The 20,907-nt window shown below is 39.1% G+C and carries 19 protein-coding genes and 1 pseudogene; 13 read left to right on the top strand and 7 right to left on the bottom strand.

What is annotated here, in order from left to right:
• Positions 1 to 114 precede the first annotated feature (114 nt).
• From LQ188_RS08460 to LQ188_RS08445, 4 genes are read left to right on the top strand one after another with little or no spacing between them, the layout of a single operon-like run.
• Positions 115 to 2,274 (top strand): xanthine dehydrogenase family protein molybdopterin-binding subunit, encoded by a 2,160-nt coding sequence (locus LQ188_RS08460; protein WP_230176542.1) that lies wholly within the window; start codon positions 115 to 117, stop codon positions 2,272 to 2,274.
• Entirely contained in the window at positions 2,271 to 2,735 is a 465-nt protein-coding gene (locus tag LQ188_RS08455) for a (2Fe-2S)-binding protein (protein WP_034312987.1), read from the top strand. The genes LQ188_RS08460 and LQ188_RS08455 overlap by 4 nt, the downstream gene beginning before the upstream one ends.
• Positions 2,732 to 3,598 carry a xanthine dehydrogenase family protein subunit M gene (locus tag LQ188_RS08450; protein WP_230176541.1) on the top strand — a complete coding sequence of 289 codons (867 nt, stop codon included), beginning with the start codon at positions 2,732 to 2,734 and terminating at the stop codon, positions 3,596 to 3,598. Before LQ188_RS08455 ends, LQ188_RS08450 begins: the two co-directional genes overlap by 4 nt.
• A gap of 26 nt (positions 3,599 to 3,624) precedes the next feature.
• Positions 3,625 to 4,419 (top strand): XdhC family protein, encoded by a 795-nt coding sequence (locus LQ188_RS08445; RefSeq protein ID WP_230176540.1) that lies wholly within the window; start codon positions 3,625 to 3,627, stop codon positions 4,417 to 4,419.
• A 346-nt stretch (positions 4,420 to 4,765) separates the two neighbouring features.
• Here LQ188_RS08445 and LQ188_RS26985 read toward each other — a convergent pair.
• Positions 4,766 to 4,863, bottom strand: a pseudogene (locus LQ188_RS26985) (IS6 family transposase); the annotation flags it as partial.
• Between the two features lie 99 nt (positions 4,864 to 4,962).
• Here LQ188_RS26985 and LQ188_RS08440 point away from each other — a divergent pair.
• The 4 genes from LQ188_RS08440 (at position 4,963) to treR (ending at position 10,459) form a co-directional block, all read left to right on the top strand.
• Positions 4,963 to 6,075 (top strand): DNA alkylation repair protein, encoded by a 1,113-nt coding sequence (locus tag LQ188_RS08440; RefSeq protein ID WP_230176539.1) that lies wholly within the window; start codon positions 4,963 to 4,965, stop codon positions 6,073 to 6,075.
• Positions 6,076 to 6,510: 435 nt separating this feature from the next.
• The gene (gene treP / locus LQ188_RS08435; protein WP_101221630.1) at positions 6,511 to 7,962 is read left to right on the top strand and encodes a PTS system trehalose-specific EIIBC component; all 1,452 of its coding nucleotides are present in this window, start codon (positions 6,511 to 6,513) and stop codon (positions 7,960 to 7,962) included.
• Between the two features lie 81 nt (positions 7,963 to 8,043).
• Positions 8,044 to 9,714, top strand: a complete 1,671-nt coding sequence (gene treC, locus LQ188_RS08430) for an alpha,alpha-phosphotrehalase (protein ID WP_290370107.1) — start codon at positions 8,044 to 8,046, stop codon at positions 9,712 to 9,714.
• A gap of 31 nt (positions 9,715 to 9,745) precedes the next feature.
• Positions 9,746 to 10,459: a trehalose operon repressor gene (treR, locus tag LQ188_RS08425; protein WP_101221632.1), complete on the top strand. Its 714-nt coding sequence runs from the start codon at positions 9,746 to 9,748 to the stop codon at positions 10,457 to 10,459.
• A gap of 117 nt (positions 10,460 to 10,576) precedes the next feature.
• Here the strand turns inward: treR and LQ188_RS08420 are convergent, their stop codons facing one another.
• From LQ188_RS08420 to LQ188_RS08410, 3 genes are all read right to left on the bottom strand, one after another.
• On the bottom strand, positions 10,577 to 10,924 hold the full coding sequence (locus LQ188_RS08420) for a multidrug efflux SMR transporter (protein ID WP_230176538.1): 348 nt from the start codon (positions 10,922 to 10,924) through the stop codon (positions 10,577 to 10,579).
• 24 nt (positions 10,925 to 10,948) lie between these two features.
• On the bottom strand, positions 10,949 to 11,278 hold the full coding sequence (locus LQ188_RS08415; protein ID WP_290370106.1) for a multidrug efflux SMR transporter: 330 nt from the start codon (positions 11,276 to 11,278) through the stop codon (positions 10,949 to 10,951).
• A gap of 719 nt (positions 11,279 to 11,997) precedes the next feature.
• Positions 11,998 to 12,489, bottom strand: coding sequence for an AAA family ATPase (locus LQ188_RS08410; RefSeq protein ID WP_101221635.1), 492 nt, complete (start codon positions 12,487 to 12,489; stop codon positions 11,998 to 12,000).
• Between the two features lie 252 nt (positions 12,490 to 12,741).
• Between LQ188_RS08410 and LQ188_RS08405 the strand changes: the two genes are divergently transcribed.
• Positions 12,742 to 13,203, top strand: a complete 462-nt coding sequence (locus LQ188_RS08405; RefSeq protein WP_230176537.1) for a GNAT family N-acetyltransferase — start codon at positions 12,742 to 12,744, stop codon at positions 13,201 to 13,203.
• Positions 13,204 to 13,274: 71 nt separating this feature from the next.
• Here LQ188_RS08405 and LQ188_RS08400 read toward each other — a convergent pair whose 3' ends face one another.
• Both LQ188_RS08400 and LQ188_RS08395 read right to left on the bottom strand, forming a co-directional pair.
• Positions 13,275 to 13,508, bottom strand: coding sequence for a CotD family spore coat protein (locus tag LQ188_RS08400; protein WP_230176593.1), 234 nt, complete (start codon positions 13,506 to 13,508; stop codon positions 13,275 to 13,277).
• A 201-nt stretch (positions 13,509 to 13,709) separates the two neighbouring features.
• The gene (locus LQ188_RS08395) at positions 13,710 to 14,630 is read right to left on the bottom strand and encodes an aminoglycoside phosphotransferase family protein (RefSeq protein ID WP_230176536.1); all 921 of its coding nucleotides are present in this window, start codon (positions 14,628 to 14,630) and stop codon (positions 13,710 to 13,712) included.
• Between the two features lie 147 nt (positions 14,631 to 14,777).
• Between LQ188_RS08395 and LQ188_RS08390 the strand changes: the two genes are divergently transcribed.
• Together LQ188_RS08390 and LQ188_RS08385 are read left to right on the top strand one after the other, a co-directional pair.
• Positions 14,778 to 15,542 carry an alpha/beta hydrolase gene (locus LQ188_RS08390; RefSeq protein ID WP_230176535.1) on the top strand — a complete coding sequence of 255 codons (765 nt, stop codon included), beginning with the start codon at positions 14,778 to 14,780 and terminating at the stop codon, positions 15,540 to 15,542.
• Positions 15,543 to 15,854: 312 nt separating this feature from the next.
• On the top strand, positions 15,855 to 16,544 hold the full coding sequence (locus LQ188_RS08385) for an N-acetylmuramoyl-L-alanine amidase (RefSeq protein ID WP_230176534.1): 690 nt from the start codon (positions 15,855 to 15,857) through the stop codon (positions 16,542 to 16,544).
• Positions 16,545 to 17,561: 1,017 nt separating this feature from the next.
• Here LQ188_RS08385 and LQ188_RS08380 read toward each other — a convergent pair.
• Positions 17,562 to 18,200 (bottom strand): XRE family transcriptional regulator, encoded by a 639-nt coding sequence (locus LQ188_RS08380; RefSeq protein ID WP_230176533.1) that lies wholly within the window; start codon positions 18,198 to 18,200, stop codon positions 17,562 to 17,564.
• 134 nt (positions 18,201 to 18,334) lie between these two features.
• Here LQ188_RS08380 and LQ188_RS08375 point away from each other — a divergent pair, with 134 nt between their 5' ends.
• Complete coding sequence (locus LQ188_RS08375; protein WP_101221641.1) at positions 18,335 to 18,559, top strand: helix-turn-helix transcriptional regulator; 225 nt, start codon at positions 18,335 to 18,337, stop codon at positions 18,557 to 18,559.
• 711 nt (positions 18,560 to 19,270) lie between these two features.
• Entirely contained in the window at positions 19,271 to 20,863 is a 1,593-nt protein-coding gene (locus LQ188_RS08370) for a hypothetical protein (protein WP_230176532.1), read from the top strand.
• The last annotated feature ends 44 nt before the right edge of the window (positions 20,864 to 20,907 follow it).

The following is a 20,907-nucleotide window of genomic DNA, read 5'->3' as shown; positions in this document are numbered from 1 at the left end:
AAATCTTGAATATAAATGAATCATAAAAGATCATTCTCATTGATAAAATCATTGGAAGAGGTTTCTATTCAGAATATGTCCCATTAAAAAAATGAGTCGAAGGGTGTTGTTGCAATGAATCTCAAAGACATAAGCACCTCAGTGCCCAAAAAGGACCATAAAGGTAAAGTATCGGGCCAGTTGCCCTATATTAGTGACGTAAAAGTGGAAAATATGGTTTATGGTGTTTTGTATCGATCACCAATTGCTTATGGAAAAATCATATCCATTCAATTACCTAATCTTCCAGAAGGGTATGAAGCTGTTGGAGCAGAGCATATCCCCGGACCGAATTATGTCAAAATTATCAAAGAAGATCAGCCCATTTTTGCCAATGAGTGGGTCAATTATATTAGTGAGCCAATTCTCATGCTCACGGGCAAAGACCTGGATATCCTGTACAGTTTGTTAAATGAAGTGAAGGTTGAATTTGAAGAACATCAGGCTATCTATACATTGGACGAAGCGATAAAGCAAAAATCAGTATCCTTAGTTTTGGCAAGCTATGAATTTGGGGAAAGCTTAGAAAACATTTCAGCTATCGAGCAGGGAGCCCATCAAATCATCGAAGAAGAATATGATACGGGTTACCAGGAGCATGTCTATCTTGAGCCGCAAGGAATGCTCGCCGTTTATAAGGATGATGAAATTGTCGTCCAGGGATCGATGCAATGTCTTTATTATATAAAAAATGCATTGCTAAGCGCATTAGCCTGTGGTGACGATGAAGTCAGGGTTGTTCAAAGTCCTACCGGCGGAGGTTTTGGCGGCAAAGAAGATTATCCTTCTATGATGGCTTGTCACGTAGCCGTTGCCGCAAGAGCAGTAAAAAAATCGGTAATGCTCGTGTTCGACCGTTCTGAGGATATGCTGGTAACGACGAAAAGGCATCCGGCCAAACTCAAATATCGGACGGCCCTTGATAAGGAAGGAAATATTTTGAGCATGTGTGTTGATATCTTTCTCGATGGAGGGGCAAATGTTGGATTGAGCTCTGTCGTGCTGCAGCGCGCATTATTAAACAGTGCCGGTGTTTATAAAATTCCGCATTTTCATGCAAAAGGCTATGTCTTAAAAACCAATACCGTTCCGAACGGCGCCTTCAGAGGCTTTGGTGCTCCTCAAAGCTTTGCCGGAATCGAAAGTCATATTGGACATCTTAGTAAACTGGCAAAAATCGACCCGCTTGAATATAAACGAAAATACCTCGTCAAACAAGGAGACCCCACCATCACCAAAGGTAAATTCCGCGACCCGATATTAGTGGAAGATATGATTGAGGACGTACTCAACGTGTCAGAATACAACAAGAAAAAAGAAGACTTTCAGCGCTTAAATCAACAAAAACAGCGCTATAAAAAAGGCATAGGAACTTCGCTGTTCCTCCACGGCTGTGGATTTACTGGCAGTGGCGAAAGAGATCATATTAAAGCAAAGGTGAAACTGGTTAAATCAAAGGACGACCAGGTATCACTAAAAATCTCAAACTCTGATATGGGACAAGGTATTTTGACGACGTTGTGTAAAATTGTCGCCAAAGAACTTAACCTCCCGTTCGAAGATATTTTGTACCCTTATCCCGACACAAAAGAGGTTCCCGACTCGGGTCCGACCGTAGCTTCCAGGACGACGATGATTGTCGGAAAATTGCTTGAGCGGGCCGCAAAAAAACTTAAGAATCAGTGGCAAACAGGGGTGGAACAGGAAGTGGTTGAGCACTATGTTCACCGTGAAATGATTCCTTGGGACGAGAAAACCTTCACTGGAGATGCCTACCCGGCTTATTCATGGGGCGTTAATATCGTTGAAGTAGAAGTTGATACGTTAACAGGTAATTTAAAGTTAGAAAAAGTATACGGCAATTATGAAGTTGGGAAGGTCATCGATGAACGGATTATGAAAGGCCAAATTGACGGTGGTTTGGCTCAAGGGCTAGCATATGGTTATCTAGAAAAGATGACGTCAAAACAAGGTAGAATCCAACAAAAAAGCATATCGGATTATGGACCGCCGACTTCATTGGATATTGTTTCAATTGAAAGCAAGGTCTTTGATAACCCCTATGCTGATGGTCCATACGGGGCGAAGGGTGCAGGTGAATTGACTTTAATCGGAGGCGCTCCAGCAGTCCAAGCTGCGATTGAGGATGCCCTGCACACTTCTTTTCAGCAAATTCCGATTACACCGGAAGTCATTATTGAAAGTCTTTGGATGAAAGAAGGTGAAGAGGGTTGATTAAATTCACACTAAATGGAAGAACGGTAGAAACTGACGCCCCTGCTACAGCAAGATTACTAGATTTATTAAGAGATGAGTTTGAGTTAATCGGAACAAAGGAAGGCTGTGGTGAAGGGGAGTGCGGAGCCTGCAGTGTTTTTGTGAATAACCTCCTGCAAAACAGCTGCCTTATTCCAATTGGCTCGATTGCTGGTGCCGATATTCAAACGATTGAAGGCATCATTGAAACGGAACAATTTAAAATTTTAGATGAAAGCTATTCCATAGCCGGGGGAGTGCAATGCGGCTATTGCATCCCGGGAATGATTATGGCAAGTGCAGCTTTGTTATCTGAAAATCCTCATCCTTCAGAGGCTGAAATTCGTGAGGGCATCTCCGGAAATCTGTGCCGATGTACGGGCTACAATATGATTGTTGAGGCGATTAACCTAGCAGCTAAAAAAGGTGATGGCTTATGATAGAGAAAATAACAGCGTATCGCTTCGAGCGTTTAGACGAAACTTTGAGCCAATTGAATAGAGAAGATTGTGCAATCATAGCCGGAGGCACCGATGTTATGGTTCTTCACAAAAGTAGAAGGGGAGTACCTCCAAAAATCCCTAAACCGATTGTTTTTATTAATCATCTTTCCGAATTAAAGCAGGTGTATCAACATCACAAGGATCTCCACATCGGGGCCTGCTGTACCTATAGTGAATTACTTGAAAATCCGTTGATTCCTTTTGCTTTAAAGAATGCAATTAAAACAATTGCTGCCCCGGCAATTAGAAACCGGGGAACATTAGGCGGTAATATTTGCAACGCCTCTCCAGCCGGTGACATGCTTCCTTTATTATATGTATACAATGCAAAGCTTCTGTTGCGCTCCGTAAATGGTGATCGCATGGTTGCGATTAGTGATTTCATTCAAGGTCCACGACAGGTTCAACGCTTTCACAATGAAATAGTAACGGAGATTATTCTGCCGTTCGTATTAGGAGATTCACATGTCGTTTTCGAGAAAGTCGGCAACCGCAACGCAGATGCCATTGCCAAAGTATCGTTTGCGGGTTTCGTCCGGATAAGCAAAGATCGAATCGATGACATTCGATTTGCCTTCGGGGCGGTCGGACCTACGATGGTTCGTTCCATTGATATTGAGAAGAAGCTGGTTGGAAAAACGATACCAATAGCCGATGCAGACATCGCTGAAATTGTGGCAGCCTTCGATAAGATCATTAGACCAATCGACGATCAACGCTCCACTGCGGCTTACAGAAAAACCGTTGCGTTACATCTTTTACGTTATTTTCTTAGCATGAAGCAATATCAACCGAATTAATGTTTAAAGATAGGGGGGAGCTTTTCATGCAGCTGATGGAAAAAGTGGCCATGCTGACGCGTCAAAACGAAACCTTTGCTTTAGCCATGATTATTGAATCAAAGGGCTCGACTCCCAGGCATGTTGGAAAAATGATTGTCTACCGGGATGGTACCATTGAAGGGACTGTCGGAGGGGGCTTGGCTGAACACTATGTGATCGAAGATAGTGTAAAGGCGATCCAAAATGGCCAATCGAAAATCGTTGAATATAAATTGAATAAACATGCAAAAGACGGAATTCAGATGAATTGTGGCGGCACGTTACGGGTCTTTATTGAAGTCTATACAAGCAGGCCTGAACTCATTCTGGCTGGGGCCGGTCATTTAGGCCATGCGTTGGCAAAGCTCGCTGATTTCCTCGAATATCCTTATTGCATTGTCGATGATCGCGTTGGTTATTGTACAAAGGAACGCTTTCCGAATGCGACAAACCTTTTTGTGAACGAGGAAATTGGAAAGGCTTTGCTCGCAGCCAACCTAAATGAAAAATCATATGTGGTAATTGTTACAAAAGATTGTGATGATATTGTATTAAAAACGGCACTGCAATTTCCGATTGCATATGTTGGGATGGTAGCCAGTAAACGCAAGGTCATAAGCATATTTGAAAAGTTAAAAAGTGAAGGGGTCACGCAAGAACAGTTGGAGCAGGTCCATTCTCCAATCGGATTGGAAATTGACTCGGAAACATCAGAAGAAATTGCCATCAGTATTATCGGTCAAATCATCAAATTAAGCAAGGAAAAAAAGCCTGTAAAAGTGAAACAATTAAATAGATAAGTAGAAAGGTCAGATAAAGGATAAAGCTAAAATCAAAATGTCTAATAGACAATTAGGTCAGTCCCCACTGTGTTAAAGTATTAACTCAGTGGGACTGACCCTTTTTCTTTGATAAAAGCTAGAAGCAGGCCCTTGCTCTTCAGAGTGGGCTTTTTGTCGTTTTGATTAATTCATTAATATGGTAGGAATATTTTACTTTATATGCTACTACTATCATACTATACACAAAGGAAAACTCCGGGAGGGATTTTGTATGGGGATATTAGATGGACTTATGGGAAGCGGGTTCTGGTACAAAGATTACATCCATTGGAAAGGGGTATATAGATCCCTATAGAATCAGCTATTATGCAGCCATTCCAAATAGTGATGAATGAAGTTCACTTGATTTTGGACAGACTTGTTCTGTAAAGTAAGCTGTCCTTTTTTAATGATATGTATCGCTCTATGGATGAGAGTGCATAACATAGTTTGAAATGATAGCTGATAGGTAGTGCAAGTATCGAAAAAGCAAATTTAACCTGAAGAAAAGAAGTGAATTAAATGGCTGAGCCTTTAAAGGATTTATATAATGAAACGTTCATTCGTGAATTCGGTGAAAAAGTAAAGGGTGTCCATCCGTCCTTCTCTACTGAATCGTTTATAGGGGAAGTGATTGATGAGCATTGGGACGAGAGGAAGTTAAAAGAACGGATAAGGCACATTTCCATTACTCTTGGAAAGCATCTTCCAAGTGATTATCAAGAGGCTCTGGATATTTTGTATCGGCTTGATAAGGATTGTGAAGGGTTTAGATATTTATTTTTCCCGGATTTTGTAGAGGTACATGGATTGAATAAGAAAGATTGGCCGTTATCGCTAGATGCGTTGGAGCGTTTTACAGCAAGGTCATCCTCTGAGTTTGCCATCCGTGCTTTTATCTTGCTTGATCCCGTTTTAATGATCGAGAAGATGAAGGAATGGACCAATCATGATGATGAGCATGTCCGCAGGCTGGCTAGTGAGGGATGCAGGCCCAGGTTACCTTGGGGCCAATCTTTACCGATGTTCAAATCCGATCCGGCACCCGTTTTGGAATTACTTGAGAACCTGAAAAACGATCCGTCCCTATATGTTCGCAAAAGTGTTGCCAATAACTTGAATGATATTGCCAAAGACCATCCGAAAACCGTAATAGAAACTGCCAAGCGCTGGCATGAAAGCGGAGAACCCAACACGATTTGGATTATTCGACGGGGATGCAGGACCTTAGTTCGTCAAGCAGATCCAGAAGTCCTTTCTTTATTTGGATACACGGATATATTGAATAATCCGAATATCATTACAAACGCATTTATTAGAAATGAACCAGACTCGATTTGTATTGGGGAAACGAGTGAACTTCATTTCGGTTTTCAAGTTCAAGAAAAGAACTCTGTGAAACTTCGCATCGAGTATGCCATCGATTTTGTGAAAGCAAATCAGAAAACTTCCCGTAAAATTTTCCTATTGGCAGATAGGGATTTCTCAGATGGTGAAGAAGTTGAAAGAGTGAGGATTCACAATTGGAAAGACCTGACGACACGGCGACATTACATGGGAATCCATCGAATATCACTTCTTGTAAATGGTGTGGAAGTTGCAGAAACGCAAGTGAAATTAAACGCTGAAAGATAATGGATTTTTAAAAAAGTTTGGGGAGATCTTGATTAATTACAGGATTACCAGCACTTATACCTGACAAACGAGGAGCTGAGAGTTCCTCGTTTTTAATTATTTCATGATAGTGAAACATTGCAAAAATACTTTTCATGCTTAATCACATTAAAAAGCAATCAAATCCAAGAAGTTTGAAATCCAAGAAGATTGATGGTTCCGATTGCTACTCGTCTTTCTTGAGAAATTACGGGTTAATATTGATGTTATCAAACAGCCATATTAGCAATAACAGAATTGCAATTGAAAGTACATGATAATCAATCCTTTTAAAGTGAGGAAAAAAGTTATTGACAAAGCCTGTACGTACAGGATAATATGAAAGCGTATACAGAACCTATACGTACAGGTTATAAAAACAACTATATTTTGCTTTCTAGGAAAGGAAGTAGTGAAATGGGTAAATACACAGAACCAGCAACGGATTTACTCCAACATGTCGGAGGGAAAGAAAATATTGCGACGGTTACGCATTGTGCGACAAGAATGCGTTTTGCGTTGAAAGATCCCGCCAAGGCGGATGTAACGAATATCGAATCGATTAAGCTTGTGAAAGGAACGTTTACACAAGCTGGCCAGTTCCAGGTCATAATCGGGAACGAAGTATCATCGTTTTATAATGAATTCGTTTCCATAGCTGGACTTCAGGAAGCGTCAAAAGAAGATGTGAAAAATGCAGCAAAACAGAATATGAGCTGGCTGCAGCGTATGATTGCACATCTTGCGGATATTTTCACCCCGCTAATTCCTGCCATAGTCGTTGGCGGACTCATTCTTGGTTTCCGCAATATCATTGGGGATATAAAAATGTTCGATGACAGCACAAAGACCCTTGTGGATATTTCACAATTTTGGGCAGGGGTACACGCCTTCCTTTGGCTGATAGGTGAAGCTATTTTTCATTTTCTTCCTGTTGGGATTACATGGTCGATCTCGAAGAAAATGGGCACGACTCAAATTCTCGGCATCGTCCTTGGTTTGACCCTGGTTTCCCCACAGCTTCTTAATGCATATGCAGTGGCAAACACAAAGGCAAGTGACATACCTTTTTGGGATTTCGGTTTTGCCCAAGTCGATATGATCGGCTACCAGGCACAAGTCATCCCAGCGATACTTGCAGGGTTCGTCTTGGCGTATTTAGAACGGTTCTTGAGAGATAAAGTGCACAATTCCATTTCCATGATCGTCGTTCCATTTTTCGCTTTACTTCCAACTGTAATCATTGCCCATACCATTCTGGGGCCAATAGGCTGGAAAATCGGTTCTGTCATTTCTACGGTTGTATATTCCGGATTGACTTCATCAGTTGGCTGGCTATTTGCTGCCGTTTTCGGCTTTGCCTATGCACCGCTTGTCATCACAGGCCTGCATCATATGACCAACGCAATCGATCTTCAGCTTATGAGTGAACTTGGCGGTACGAACCTATGGCCAATGATCGCATTATCCAATATTGCACAAGGTACGGCAGTGCTAGCAATGATTTACATCAACAGAAAAGACCAGGAGGAAAGACAGGTTTCCATACCCGCCACGATTTCATGTTATCTCGGTGTAACCGAGCCAGCCATGTTCGGAATTAACCTGAAATACGGCTTTCCGTTCTTAGCGGGTATGATCGGTTCACTTTTCGCAGGCATCGTTTCAGTGGGGTCTGGAGTAATGGCAAATTCCATCGGTGTTGGAGGGATTCCAGGTATCCTATCCATCCAGCCGCAGCATATGGGAATGTTTGCACTCGCGATGCTGGTTGCATTCGTTGTGCCATTCATTTTGACTATAGCATTCTCCAAGCGTCCTAATATGAACTTGAAAACAAGAACGAAAACAACGAAATTAAATGCTTAATAACGCGGAGGGAGAGCATTCTCCCTCTTTTTTTACCATACTGGCAAAAGATACATCAGGGATAGCAGGGGAGGAATTACAATGAAGGATTTTAAAAAAAGTACGATCTATCAAATTTATCCGAAGTCATTTAAGGACTCGAACGGTGACGGCATCGGGGACATAAATGGTGTGATAGAAAAACTTGATTATTTGAGTATACTGGGAGTGGATTATATTTGGCTGACCCCTTTTTACCGTTCACCTCAAAATGATAATGGATATGATGTAGCTGATTATACATCCATTGATCCTGTTTTTGGGACGATGGATGATTTCGAAAGATTGGTGAAGGAGGCTAATTCGCGGGATATCCAAATCATGTTGGATATGGTATTCAACCATACATCAACAGAGCATGAATGGTTCCAAAAAGCATTGGCCGGAGAGAAAGAATATAAGGACTATTATATTTTCAAGAAATCGAAAAATGGAGAGCCCCCTACGAATTGGATTTCGAAATTCGGAGGCCCTGCATGGGAATATGTAGCGGAACATGATGAATACTACCTCCATTTGTTCGATCGGACACAAGCTGACCTTAATTGGGAAAATCCCAGAGTGAGGCAGGAAATCTTCAATGTAGTAAACTTCTGGCTGGATAAAGGTGTCAAAGGATTCCGTTTGGATGTCATCAATCTTATTTCGAAACCTGACATCTATGAAAATGACAAAGATGGAGATGGACGATGCTTTTATACAGACGGTCCCAAGATTCATCAATTCCTAAAAGAGATGAATGAAGAAACTTTCGGGAAGGATGAAGAGGTGATGACTGTAGGGGAAATGTCATCGACGACCATTGACCATTGCATCAAATATTCATCTCCAGTTGAAAAGGAGCTGTCAATGGTATTCAGTTTCCATCATCTAAAGGTGGATTATAAGGATGGGGAAAAGTGGTCACTTGTAGATTTTGACTTCAGTCAGTTAAAGGAGATCCTAAGCAGCTGGCAATATGGGATGCAAGAAGGAAATGGATGGAATGCCCTGTTCTGGTGTAACCATGACCAGCCGAGGATCGTATCCAGGTTTGGGAATGATCAAGAGTATCACAAGGAATCGGCCAAGATGCTGGCAACAGCCATTCATATGCTTAGGGGAACCCCTTATATTTATCAAGGGGAGGAAATAGGGATGACCAACCCGAAATTCAATGATATTGGACAATATCGGGACGTGGAATCGATTAATTATTACAATATTTTAAAAGAGGCAGGCAAGGATGAAAAGGAAATAATCGAAATCCTTCAAGCTAAATCCCGTGATAACTCGAGAACTCCCATGCAGTGGGAAAATGCGGAACATGCAGGCTTCACAAAAGGGACTCCATGGATTGCAGTGCCTGATAATGCCAAAATCATCAATGCTGAACACGCACTGATGGATCAGGATTCCATTTTTCATCATTACCAAAAACTTATATTCTTACGCAAGAAACATGATATCATTGCATATGGGGACTATCAGGAAATTCTTGGCGACCATGACCAATTGTACGCTTATGTACGCAGTTATGAAGACGAGAAACTTTTGGTCGTCAATAACTTTTATGCAAAAGAAACGGTCTTCGAAATTCCAAAGGATATAGACCTATCCGGATACAACTCAGAGCTCCTTCTCTCAAACTATATCGATTCGAAAGAACATGCAGGTGATTTTATCCTTCGTCCCTATGAATCGGTGGTCTATTTGTTGAAAAAGGACGAGTAGCAGACTAACAAAAATATATTGTGGTGATGAAATGAACAGCAAATACCTATCGCTATATGGTGATATCGTTTCAAAAATTGAAGAAGGAACCTTTCCGACAAATTCAAAGCTTCCTTCCGAAAGCAGCTTCATGGAAGAGTATGACATATCCAGGGATACTGTGAGAAAATCCTTACAGTTGCTTGAACAAAATGGATATATCCATAAAATCAAAGGCAAGGGTTCCTTTGTCTTGGATTTCAGCAAATTTAATTTTCCTGTAGCAGGGTTGATTTCCTATAAAGAAATGGTGGAAAAGTTGAATTTGCATTCCAAAACGATCATCCACAAGTTGGAGCTTGAGACCCCCGACTCAAAAATGGCCAAGCTTCTAGACTTAACTGATGATGGTGAAATATGGAAGGTGTTCCGGGTACGCCAAATCAATGGGAAGAAAATCATACTGGACAAAGACTATTTCAAAAGCGAATTCGTAACTAACCTGACCAAGGAAATTTGTGAGGATTCTATTTATGGATATATCGAAAAGGAACTCGGGCTCCAGATTGGTTTTTCCAACAAGGAAATTACCGTGGAGCCATGCAGTGAGGAAGATAAACAATTATTGGACATTGAAGACTTCGATATGGTGGCAGTTGTGAAAAGTACGGTCCATTTAATCGATGGAAGCTTGTTTCAATATAGCGAATCCAGGCATAGACCCGATAAATTCAAGTTCACTGACTTTGCACGAAGGACTTGGTGAAGGTTAAGGAAGAAATGAAGGACTGACTCTTGAAAGTTCAGTCCCATTCAAAATGAGAACCCCGCCGTTGAAGATATTTTTATTTTTGAACGAGCGGGGAGATGAGGAGAGTCAAACTTAATTTGACTCTCCTTCCGCTTGTTTAGTGGTATGGGAAGCATTTAGTAAAATCACTCCGCCAATGATTAATACTAAACCGCCTAATGTAGTGATACTAAATGGCTCATTCCATAATAGTACGCCAATCATTGCCGTTAAAGCTGTGCCTATTCCTGACCAAATGGCATATGCTAAGCTTAACGGAATTGTTTTAAGACATAAAGATAAGCTATAAAATGCAATGCTAAACCCAATTATAACTCCAAATGAAGCGAATAAATGTGTGAAGCCATCAGACAACTTAAGCATGGTCGTACCAAATACTTCACTAATGATTGATATTCCTAAGGCTATGTATCCCTTCATATTATTACCTCCATTACTAAATTGTTAAGAAGTGCCTCCACTAGAGAGTTTCAAAACAACAACTCCTCCAATGATCAGGACTAAACCTAAAAATCTTTTCACGTTAAAGCTTTCTTTATAAACGATAACTCCCACTAAAGCAGTTAAAGCAGTGCCTATTCCCGACCAAATGGCATAAGCCGTTCCAAGCGGTATGGTTATTAATGATAATGACAGGCAATAAAAAGCCAAACCCATTCCAATTACCACACCAATGGAAGGGAATAACCTTTTAAACCCGTTTGATACTTTTAACATCGAACTGCCAAACACTTCACTTAGGATGGCTATTGCCAAAAACGCATAAGGATTCAAGATGAACTCCTCCTAAATATTGATCTATTTTCGACCACTTCCCCCAAGAATCTTATCATCTAAAGGACTCATATTAAACTAAAACCACCTATAGTCAGTTTCATATTTTCTGTCTTTGCTATTCACGCTCAATAGATCTGGTAGCAACATATAAGAAGGGTGAACAGGGATTTCTAGGAATTTTGTCGAATTATTCCTTTAACGATTATATTACTTAAGAAATAGGGAAACGGTGAAATATGAAATTAATTAATAGTTATTCGGATAAATTTACTTTTACACTGTGGGAAGAGCCTCTGTAAGTAGATAATTTATTTTAAAATATACCTCGATAGAATAAATTGATGATGTAGCTACACTTTGAATCCGTATTTCATCTCTATTAGCAACAACTTTAATAGGATTAGGCTTCCCGTTCTGGGGGAATAGATCACGTTCACAACAATTTAGGTATCCCACTTTAGTGCATACTCTTTACAAAGCTAGTTAATTTAATCAGATGTTACCGGGATGTAAAAAGGGATTTTCTATAGGAAGATCCCTTTTTACTACTTCTTCAACTAACGACCCTTAAATCAAAAGCTAAACAAAAAGGCTTTGGTTATACCGGTATGTTTATTTGGCAAAGAAAGCCAGCAGCAGACAAGAGTGGATTTCGAATAAACGTGTATTTCATCAGAAAGGTCCATATCTGCATTTATAAAAAAATTTTCCTTTATTTAGGCAAGCTTTTCCATTATCCATTGTTTAATTAACTTAGCTACTTGGGGCGGCGAAGTGGTAGAAGTGTCTATAGTAGGTATTGGTGGAACTGATGTTTTGGCTTCTTGAACTAACTTCTCAGATAGTTCATTCATATAATTAATGCTGTCAGCCGTCCATTTGCCACGAGCCGATAATCGTTGTGTACGCGCTTCACCGTTACAATAAAGATGTAGGTAATGAACTGGATTAAATAAAGGGAAATGGTCGCAAATTTCAACATTATATGGATCGGGTACATTGCCGAATAATACGGAATTACGTCCGGAATAAGCACTATAATAGGCAACCTTCAACCAATTATCACATGCTGTTTGATAATCGTCGTTGTTAACGATAAGATCCATATCAAATACATTGAAATCCAACATGATTTTCTGCAATTCCAGTGAAGTTGCTGATTTACCTGAGCCACTAATGCCAGTCACAATAAAAAGAGGGTAAGTCATGATCATCACCTTCCAGTATATTAAGGAAATAGGTTACTAATATCATAATGATATTTTCCACTTTATTTATTAGTATGTTCAAACTGTTAATTCGCATCTTTTTTTTACCCAGAATGAAAAAAGAACTTTGCCTGCCTCTCTAGGAATGTGATTCTTCTTTACGGCTATTGACTGGCCTATATAAAAAATGTACTTTGAATATGAACATTACTGGTATATGGAAATTCACAGGATATAGTCAGGGGGATAATTATGTATGTTAGTCAAACCAGGGATCATGAAGTAATTGCAAAACTAAATAGAAATGTCCACGATCTGCATGCAAAACTATATCCTAAGTATTTTAAGGAATATAATTATAGTGCAATGAAGGAATCTTTCAAAAGTTTGGTCGAAAATAACAGTTTTGTTTTTCTCGTTTTAAAAGAACATGAAGAACCGATCGGTTACGTATGGATTGAAATTAAAAAATATCCAGAAAGTGCTTTTAAAAATGCGTATAAATCAGTTTATGTGCATCAGCTTAGTATCGTTGAAAATCAAACCAAAAAAGGTTACGGTAAAATACTAATGAATGAGGTCTATGAAATTGCCAAAAAGAATGATATAGATTTAATTGAACTGGATTATTGGTTTGAAAACAAAGCTGCAAAAGAGTTTTATCAAAAACAACACTTTAAAAAGTATAGGGAGTTTGCATTTAGACAGTTGTAAATCCTTTGACACTCATTATTCAAAGGATGGAAGAAGGAATTAATAAAAACCCCGAATTGGGGTTTTTTAAATTAATATCTTACCATTCTCCTTGAAAAACTAGGGGGTTGAGGAACTCCACAAATAAAGCTTTGGGAATAACAATCTTTCACGATACTTCGGGTATGCGGTATATATGTGTTGAAGTGTTTATTCACCGTAGTTGTATGTGTTGGGTGAAAAACCGGAATCACCGTGTTGATGACATTGGTTTTTACATATTGCTTTGCTGGGGAGATTTGAGGTGAATTATACTGTGTAGGCATTCTGTGAGGTGGGCAATATTGTCGTGGACATTGACCGCCTTTCGGATGCCCCCAGGGCTTATTATACATTTAAACACCTCCTGGATTTTTTTTTTGAAAGTCATTATTAGTTTATGAAAATAAATGATAAAGGGACTAGTATAAATGCCTTTATCAAAAATATCCTGGGCATATCAGATTTTTCACTCATTTTAAAAAACATTAATTTAAACGAATTCGGTTAATCGCTTGACGAACAAATGACTTGTGTCTTTTTCGCCAATTATTTTCCTTGCTCTTTTCCAAGCCCCATTCAGGAAATGTAGATAACCGTAATGCGGCAAATAATTGCCAGTAGGGTAAGTTTGTAAAATTCACCTCAGGCATCAGGGTTTTATATTGATTGGTGAAGTCATTCATCGCTTGCATTCCAAAATGATAAAAGATTTCGAGTTGACTATTGGCAAGGTCAACCAAAGGGTCCCCTAAACCTGAATCTTCCCAATCAATTATGGAAACTAGTTTACCCTCTGTCCATAATAGATTTCCTGGCCAATAATCACCATGAAGGATCACTTCCTTATTCATGGATGGTAAAGGCGTGAAATATTTTAACAGATCCCTAATCAAGCTCAGATTTAATGCTTTGTCCAGGATTACCCTATCTTTATTATTTAACATTTCGATATATGTATTTTCTAATTTAGGCAGGAATGATAAAGATAGATTTGCACAATCAACACGATGGATTTTTGCTAGATTTATTGCCGATTGTAAGATATGATCATTGAGATTTGAGGGTGTGAATTCTGACTTCCCCTCAATAAACTCGATAAGTATGCATGGCTTGGAAAAAATCTCGCACGATTGCTCTAGGTAATATGGCATCGGTACAGGCAAACCTGCAGCTTTCAATATCCCTAGGAGCTTGTGTTCATCAGCTGAAACATTTGGATTCCGTTTTAGGTCAGGATCACCATGCTGACGAACGATCATTTTCATGAGCCGCCCTGAAGGATGTAATACTTCAAGGCCTGTAACCTGTGCAGAAATTCCGCCTTTTAATTCCCATGCGCGAATTAGCTTGCTTCCTTGATCAAACTTTTGAACCAATTGTTCAAACTTACCATATTCATTCATCATACAACTCTCCTTTAAAAAATTTTAGCTATAGGATAAGTTTCCAGATAACTTTCGTAAAAATTAAAGCATTATGTTAGAACTTCAATAAATGAAACCAAAGCTTGTTACACTCGTAGAGTAATCTAAACAAAGTTAGGTGCGCTGACATTGAAAATAGAAAAATATAAAGTGGAAACACCAAAAGGGACGTTACAATATAATATTAGTGGAAAAGGCAAACCAAATATAGTTTTGATTAACGGTGGTTCTGGCCCGATAGAGGGCTGGATGAAAATACTACCGGCAATTTCTGAAACATCATCTGTATTTTCCTATAATCGCTTTGGTGTTGCTGGCAGCGATAAACCTAAGGAAAGCCAAGACGGGAAAAGTATTGTTAACACTTTACGTGAGACATTAACAATCGTGGGGTTTGAACCTCCATACTTATTGGTCGGACATTCGCTAGGCGGCCTATATGCTAATTTATATGCCCGACTTTACCCAAATGAAGTGGGGGGAATAGTTTTTTTAGAATCCAGTACAACGAAAGATATAAACCTTAATGAATACCAAGGCAAGGCCGTAAAAACCGTTAATAGGATGTTCAAGGTGTTTGATTCCTTATCCTCGCATAAACAATTCAATGAAGTTAATTTTGTAAAAAAAACTGTGGATCAAATCCAGCAAACTGATACATTTCCCGAAATACCTGTATTTGTCATTACTGGTGGACAAGAAAATCGAATGATGCCAGAGGAAATTCGAAAAAAACGACTTAAGAATCAATTGGAATTGCTTTCATTGTCAAGAAACAGCAAACACATTGTCGCAAAAAAAAGTGGGCATTTTCCGCAATTATCAGAACCAACTATAGTGATTGACTCAATCAAAGATTGTGCAGAACAATTAAATAAAACAAACCATAACTAAATAAATGCAAGCATTTTGTTAGAGTATTTTTGTTAATGTTGACTTTTTTAATCTCTCTATCTCCTTCTATAACTTTATTTGTAGACGCCCAATAATTCCTGATAGAAAAGTATAAAAATGGAAGAGGGCTTTTTAAAAATTCCGCGTCCATTTGGCGAATGTTATCGTATAATGCCATTACACCTTTAGGGTGTATTTTTTTTGGAACTGTGGCCGAGAGATGAATTCTTTATTTTGAAATTTCTTTAATCAGATAGTTATGTGTACAAGCATTTATTGATACGTAACATAAGATTAATAGAGGTGATAGAAATGGTAAAAGTATTTATTGATCCCGGCCACGGCGGTACGGATCCAGGCTCGGTGGGGAATGGATTGAGAGAAAAGGATTTAACTTTATCCATTGCAACTCGAATTAAAGACATCTTATTAATAGAATATAATAACGTTTCTGTAAAAATGAGCAGGTACCAAGATACGTACCCCTCTTTAAACGATAGGACGAATGCAGCGAACGCGTGGGGAGCCGACTTTTATCTCTCCATCCACATCAATGCCGGCGGCGGCACTGGGTATGAGGATTACGTTTATACGTCTACTAATCAGATTACGAAAACGTATCAAGATCATATTCATTCAGAGGTCTTGAAGCTTATCAACATCCAAGACAGAGGACAAAAAACAGGAGATTTACATGTGCTCCGTGAAACGGACATGCCTGCACTACTGACTGAAAATGGATTTATCGATAATGTCAATGACGCAGCCAAATTGAAAACGGCAGCCTTTATCGAATCACTGGCTCGCGGACATGTAAACGGTTTAGTTAAATGCTTCGATCTTAAAAAGAAAAATACAGCTGTATACCACACAGTCGTTAATGGTGACACCGTATACTCCTTAAACATGGCTTATGGCAGTACGGTTCAGCAAATTAAAGATTGGAACGCTCTTGACAGTCAGTACACCATTACAGTAAACCAGAAATTGCGGGTTAAATGAATAATTAATAGTTGCCTGGTTAAATTATTTTTAACTTCCAGAAGCACACCACACAGGAAGCCTTTCTCAAAAAGAGTTTGTCTACAGTTTTTAAGGATTAGTACAAATTGAACGTTGATTTCCACTACAGGCACTCGTTTTCTGCGGGCGGTCCGGAAGCCTCCTCGACGCCTTTGCGCCTGGCGGGGACTTCCTTGGCCACGCATTTCCCTCAGGCGTCTCGCCACCCGCTCCAATCAACTTTGTTTTAACTTTTAGAGAGAACCTATTTTGTCTACAAACTCAGCCCCTCTCAAAAAGAGAGGGGCTTTTCCTCGTTCAGGAATATGCAAGTAATAAAATAGTCGTGTACATTCTACTGTCCTAAATGAGTACTTAGATAATAGCGGAAGAAGTGAAAGGGAAAAAAATTTGCACAGAAGGCAAAAGTGGAATTAAATATATACTCGCATTTTCCAAGAAACAAGCCTCTGACGGGATTCGAACCCGCACTCCTTTCGTAAGCATAGGCTAGGGGAGAACACGCTTCCCTACGGATTTTCACCGGCAGGAATTCCACCTGCCTCAGCGTATTTGCTTTTCGGTGCTTCTGAAACCCTTACCTTGCGACCCGGTGGCTACAAATGTTTTCCGGCGCTCTTCCCTTCTAGAGCTACAGAGGCAAATGCTTATCATCCTATTATAAGATTCCTATATGAGGTTGTGAACCGAATAATAAAAATATGATAATTTGATTGCCTAATACAGACAATTATATTCATTCTGCATGAAAGGGAAATCTGAAATAAAAGCCCTAGGAAGCTTATAGTTCCAAAAACATTCACTCAATGAAATAAGTAATCTGGGGAAAACGGATATGCCTTTGTTTATAGGCTGACACAAATTCTATTTATCTTTTGCAAAGACATATATAAAGAACAATACTAATAAGCACAAACCATGATGGCTTGTACCTAATATGTATCAGTCAACAAAGAGAACTAAATTAATACTCCATAAAGAAACTCTAAGTGGATATTAATCGTATATTTTAATGGCTTGAACCACTTTTCCTAAAATTCGAACTCTATCATTTTTGATGTTATAGGTTTTTTCTTCATAAAAAGGATCCGTGCTGCAGGGAGTGAGTGTGATATTTTCTTCATCGATATTCACTTTTTTGACAGTGGCATCGTGACCATTTACCAAGACCACTCCGATTTTTCCTTTATCAACGTAGGTTGTTTTTTCAACGAGAATCAATGATCCGTCACTGAATTCTTTGTTCATGCTATTGCCATTCACTCTAAGGAAAAAATATTCTTTATTCGTTTTTAGCATCGAATTTAATGTCGGCATATAGGCTTCTATATATTCATTGGTAAAATTAGGCTCTCCAGCAGGGATATTGCCATATACTCCAATTAATCTTACATTCTTTTCATTTAGAAATTCCATTCCTGGAGCATTTCTAGCGTTAGGTGCTCCTTCAATGAGGTGGGATAGCGGTATTTCAAAGCATGAGGACATCATGCCCAATTTATCCATTAAAGGTTTATTCCGTCCGGATTCCCATGCTGATACTGCCGTTGGTGCCACCTTTAATATATTTGCCAAATCTTCTTGTGTCATTTTTCTTTCTTTTCTTAACATTTTAATCCGTTCACCAATGTGCATATTTCTTCACCTCTTACTTGAATATACACCATGAGTGAAGGTGAGTAAACTTAAAGTGCGTGAATTTTGCGAAAAATTGTTGGTAACTATACTTCAAGTGTGATATCATTTTTTTAGATAGGTGGTGACAAGATATGACAAACGTTAAGTTCACACTTAAACAAGCGAGGAAGTATAAAGGTTTAACACAGGAAGAAATGGCTAAAGTGCTGAAGATGGCCAAAAGGACTTACATTGACTATGAGCAATATAAGATTCCTTTGCGAATCGATAAGGCTTATTTGTTTGCTGAATGTGTAGGGTTCTCGATCGACGATATTATTTTTTTTGATCCCCACCTACACTTCAAATGTAGTTAAAGGATCAAGACTATCAATCATTTATTCACCAAAGTAACCATTCCTGGGGCAAAATTTAAGTAATGATCGAAACAGGGTGAAAAAATGGGAAAGGAAAATCAGATAAATAAATTATACAATTGGAAGAGCGAGCATAGCCCTGATATTATTTATCCAGTTCTCATTGTGAAATACGCGTATGTGGCGTTTAGGGGAGGGCTTTAAGGAGTTAATAATCCAAATACACGATTGATACTGAGATCCCTATGAATGACAGCCAATTGCTGTGAAAGAATTTTTTCAACAATTTACTTAATGTATAGGATGGACTTCAAAACAACATGAATAGGAGCAATTGGACAGTGGCAAATTCGAAGAATAATATTTGGATGCTCATAAATAAAGTCAAGCCCTACATCCGTTGCAGGAGAAGGGCTTATTCTCTTTTTCTTCGTGAACATACAGCATTCGATATATGGATTTCCTCTATAAGGATAATTTCATAATTGGAAAATGACTGTATACATAAACGAGTTGAAGCAAATCATCATACTATATCTCCATTTTTTATGAATTCTTCTAGTTTTTTTCTCCTATCTTTATGAAGATAGCAGGTAATGGTATGCAAAAGTACAAATATATACTAATGAAGGCTATCAAAGGCATGGAAGGAGGGCGTTGAAAATAGGATGAGTTCGAAAGAATTCCACATGATATTGGAGGAGATAACAATTGAAAAGGAATGTAATCAATTATGTCGTTTTTCTTGTCCTCATTCTAACCATATTAATTATGGCCAAGCCAGACATTTCCTCAGCAGGAAAATTAAAGCCCCCTTCCGAAACTTTCAGTCCAGGGGATTGGTTTCTTGGAAGTATTCCTCCCAATCTTGATACAAAGAAACCACCGATCGTGTTTGTTCAAGGGAAAAACGGCAGTTCAACCAGCTGGTACGGTGAAACGGATTATCATGGTGTCAATGATATGTATACCAAAGCGTATGAAGCAGGCTACCAAACTGTTTTTGTTCAGCTACATGATTCAGCTGGAAATGGATCAGTGAGCCAATATGCTAATGGAAGGCTTTTAGCTCAAATGCTTGCAGAAATCAGTAACCATTTCGGGGGTGAAAAAGTAAATATTATAGCTCACAGCAAAGGGGGCCCAGATACCCAAGCGGCTCTAGTGCACTATGGAGCACACCAGTATGTTGGAAGGGTGATCACTTTAGCTTCCCCCCATCATGGTTCTCACCTAGCTGATTTGGCTTATAGCTGGTATGCGGGCTGGCTTGGTTCCCTATTAGGTCAAAAAGATGAGGGAACTTATTCTTTACAAGTTGGTAAAATGGCTGAATTTCGTTCGGTCACGGATAACCATGTTAATTCTCGTAAAAACATGTATTTCACTGTGGCAGGCATGAACAGAGGCCCGGTTCTATCAGCCTTATCAATGGGTGGACAATATTTATCTTCATATGGGGAAAATGATGGTCTAGTGAATGTATGGAGTACAAAAATACCCTATGCAACACATTTATTTTCAGATCCCAACTTTGATCACGACAATATACGAGTCGGCTCAGCTGTATTTTCAAGAATTGAACCATATTTAAGAAGCACCTCCACCTCGGGGATCCCTGAATATAATGTCAATTATAAAGAACGGGTTGAAGAAGATGTCATTACCACCGCACTCGCTCAAACCGTTCTGGGTGATGTCCTGAAACAAAATGTCTGGATCGAACTAAGCTTCCATGTAAATGAATCAGCCCCAGGCAATATAAACATATATACAGCATCAAATGATGTCGAGGTTGAAATGATTTCTCCATCCAATAAAAAGTATTCACCTTCCTTAATGGTTCATTCAGCCAAAAACGAAACTTCCTTTTTTAATGGTGCAACCGTCCAATCATTCAATAGAAACAACCTTGAAATTGGTGATTGGAAAGTGCGTATGAAGACTAAATCGCCAAAAGACGCCTACCTGTTCACAGCACAATTTAACGAAAAGAATCCCATTACATTAAGTATGGCCGGTAAAGTTAAGCAAAAAGATGCGAAATTTTTAATAAAGAACCCAATGAATGATAAAAAAAGGCCAATCAGCACAACATTTTTGGTTCATCTAATAGATGAAACAGGTAATGAAATTAGTGAAAAAAGCTCAATTAAGGCAATGGATACAGAAAATTTTACTGGCACCCTTCCGGAAGTAACTAAGACAGGTGTTTATAATATAACAATAGATGTCAAGGAAAAAAATGTGGATGGTACTGAAAGAACCCGGACAATGATTCGTTCGGTCTATATTGAGAAATAGTGAAATGCATTCTCTTCTTTGAGAGGGTATCAGACTGTAGACAA

The organism is Peribacillus sp. Bi134, from assembly GCF_918698065.1.
GTDB lineage: Bacteria > Bacillota > Bacilli > Bacillales > DSM-1321 > Peribacillus.
The sequence above is the reverse complement of the archived record's forward strand: the minus strand, read 5'-3'. Positions and strand labels throughout refer to the sequence as shown.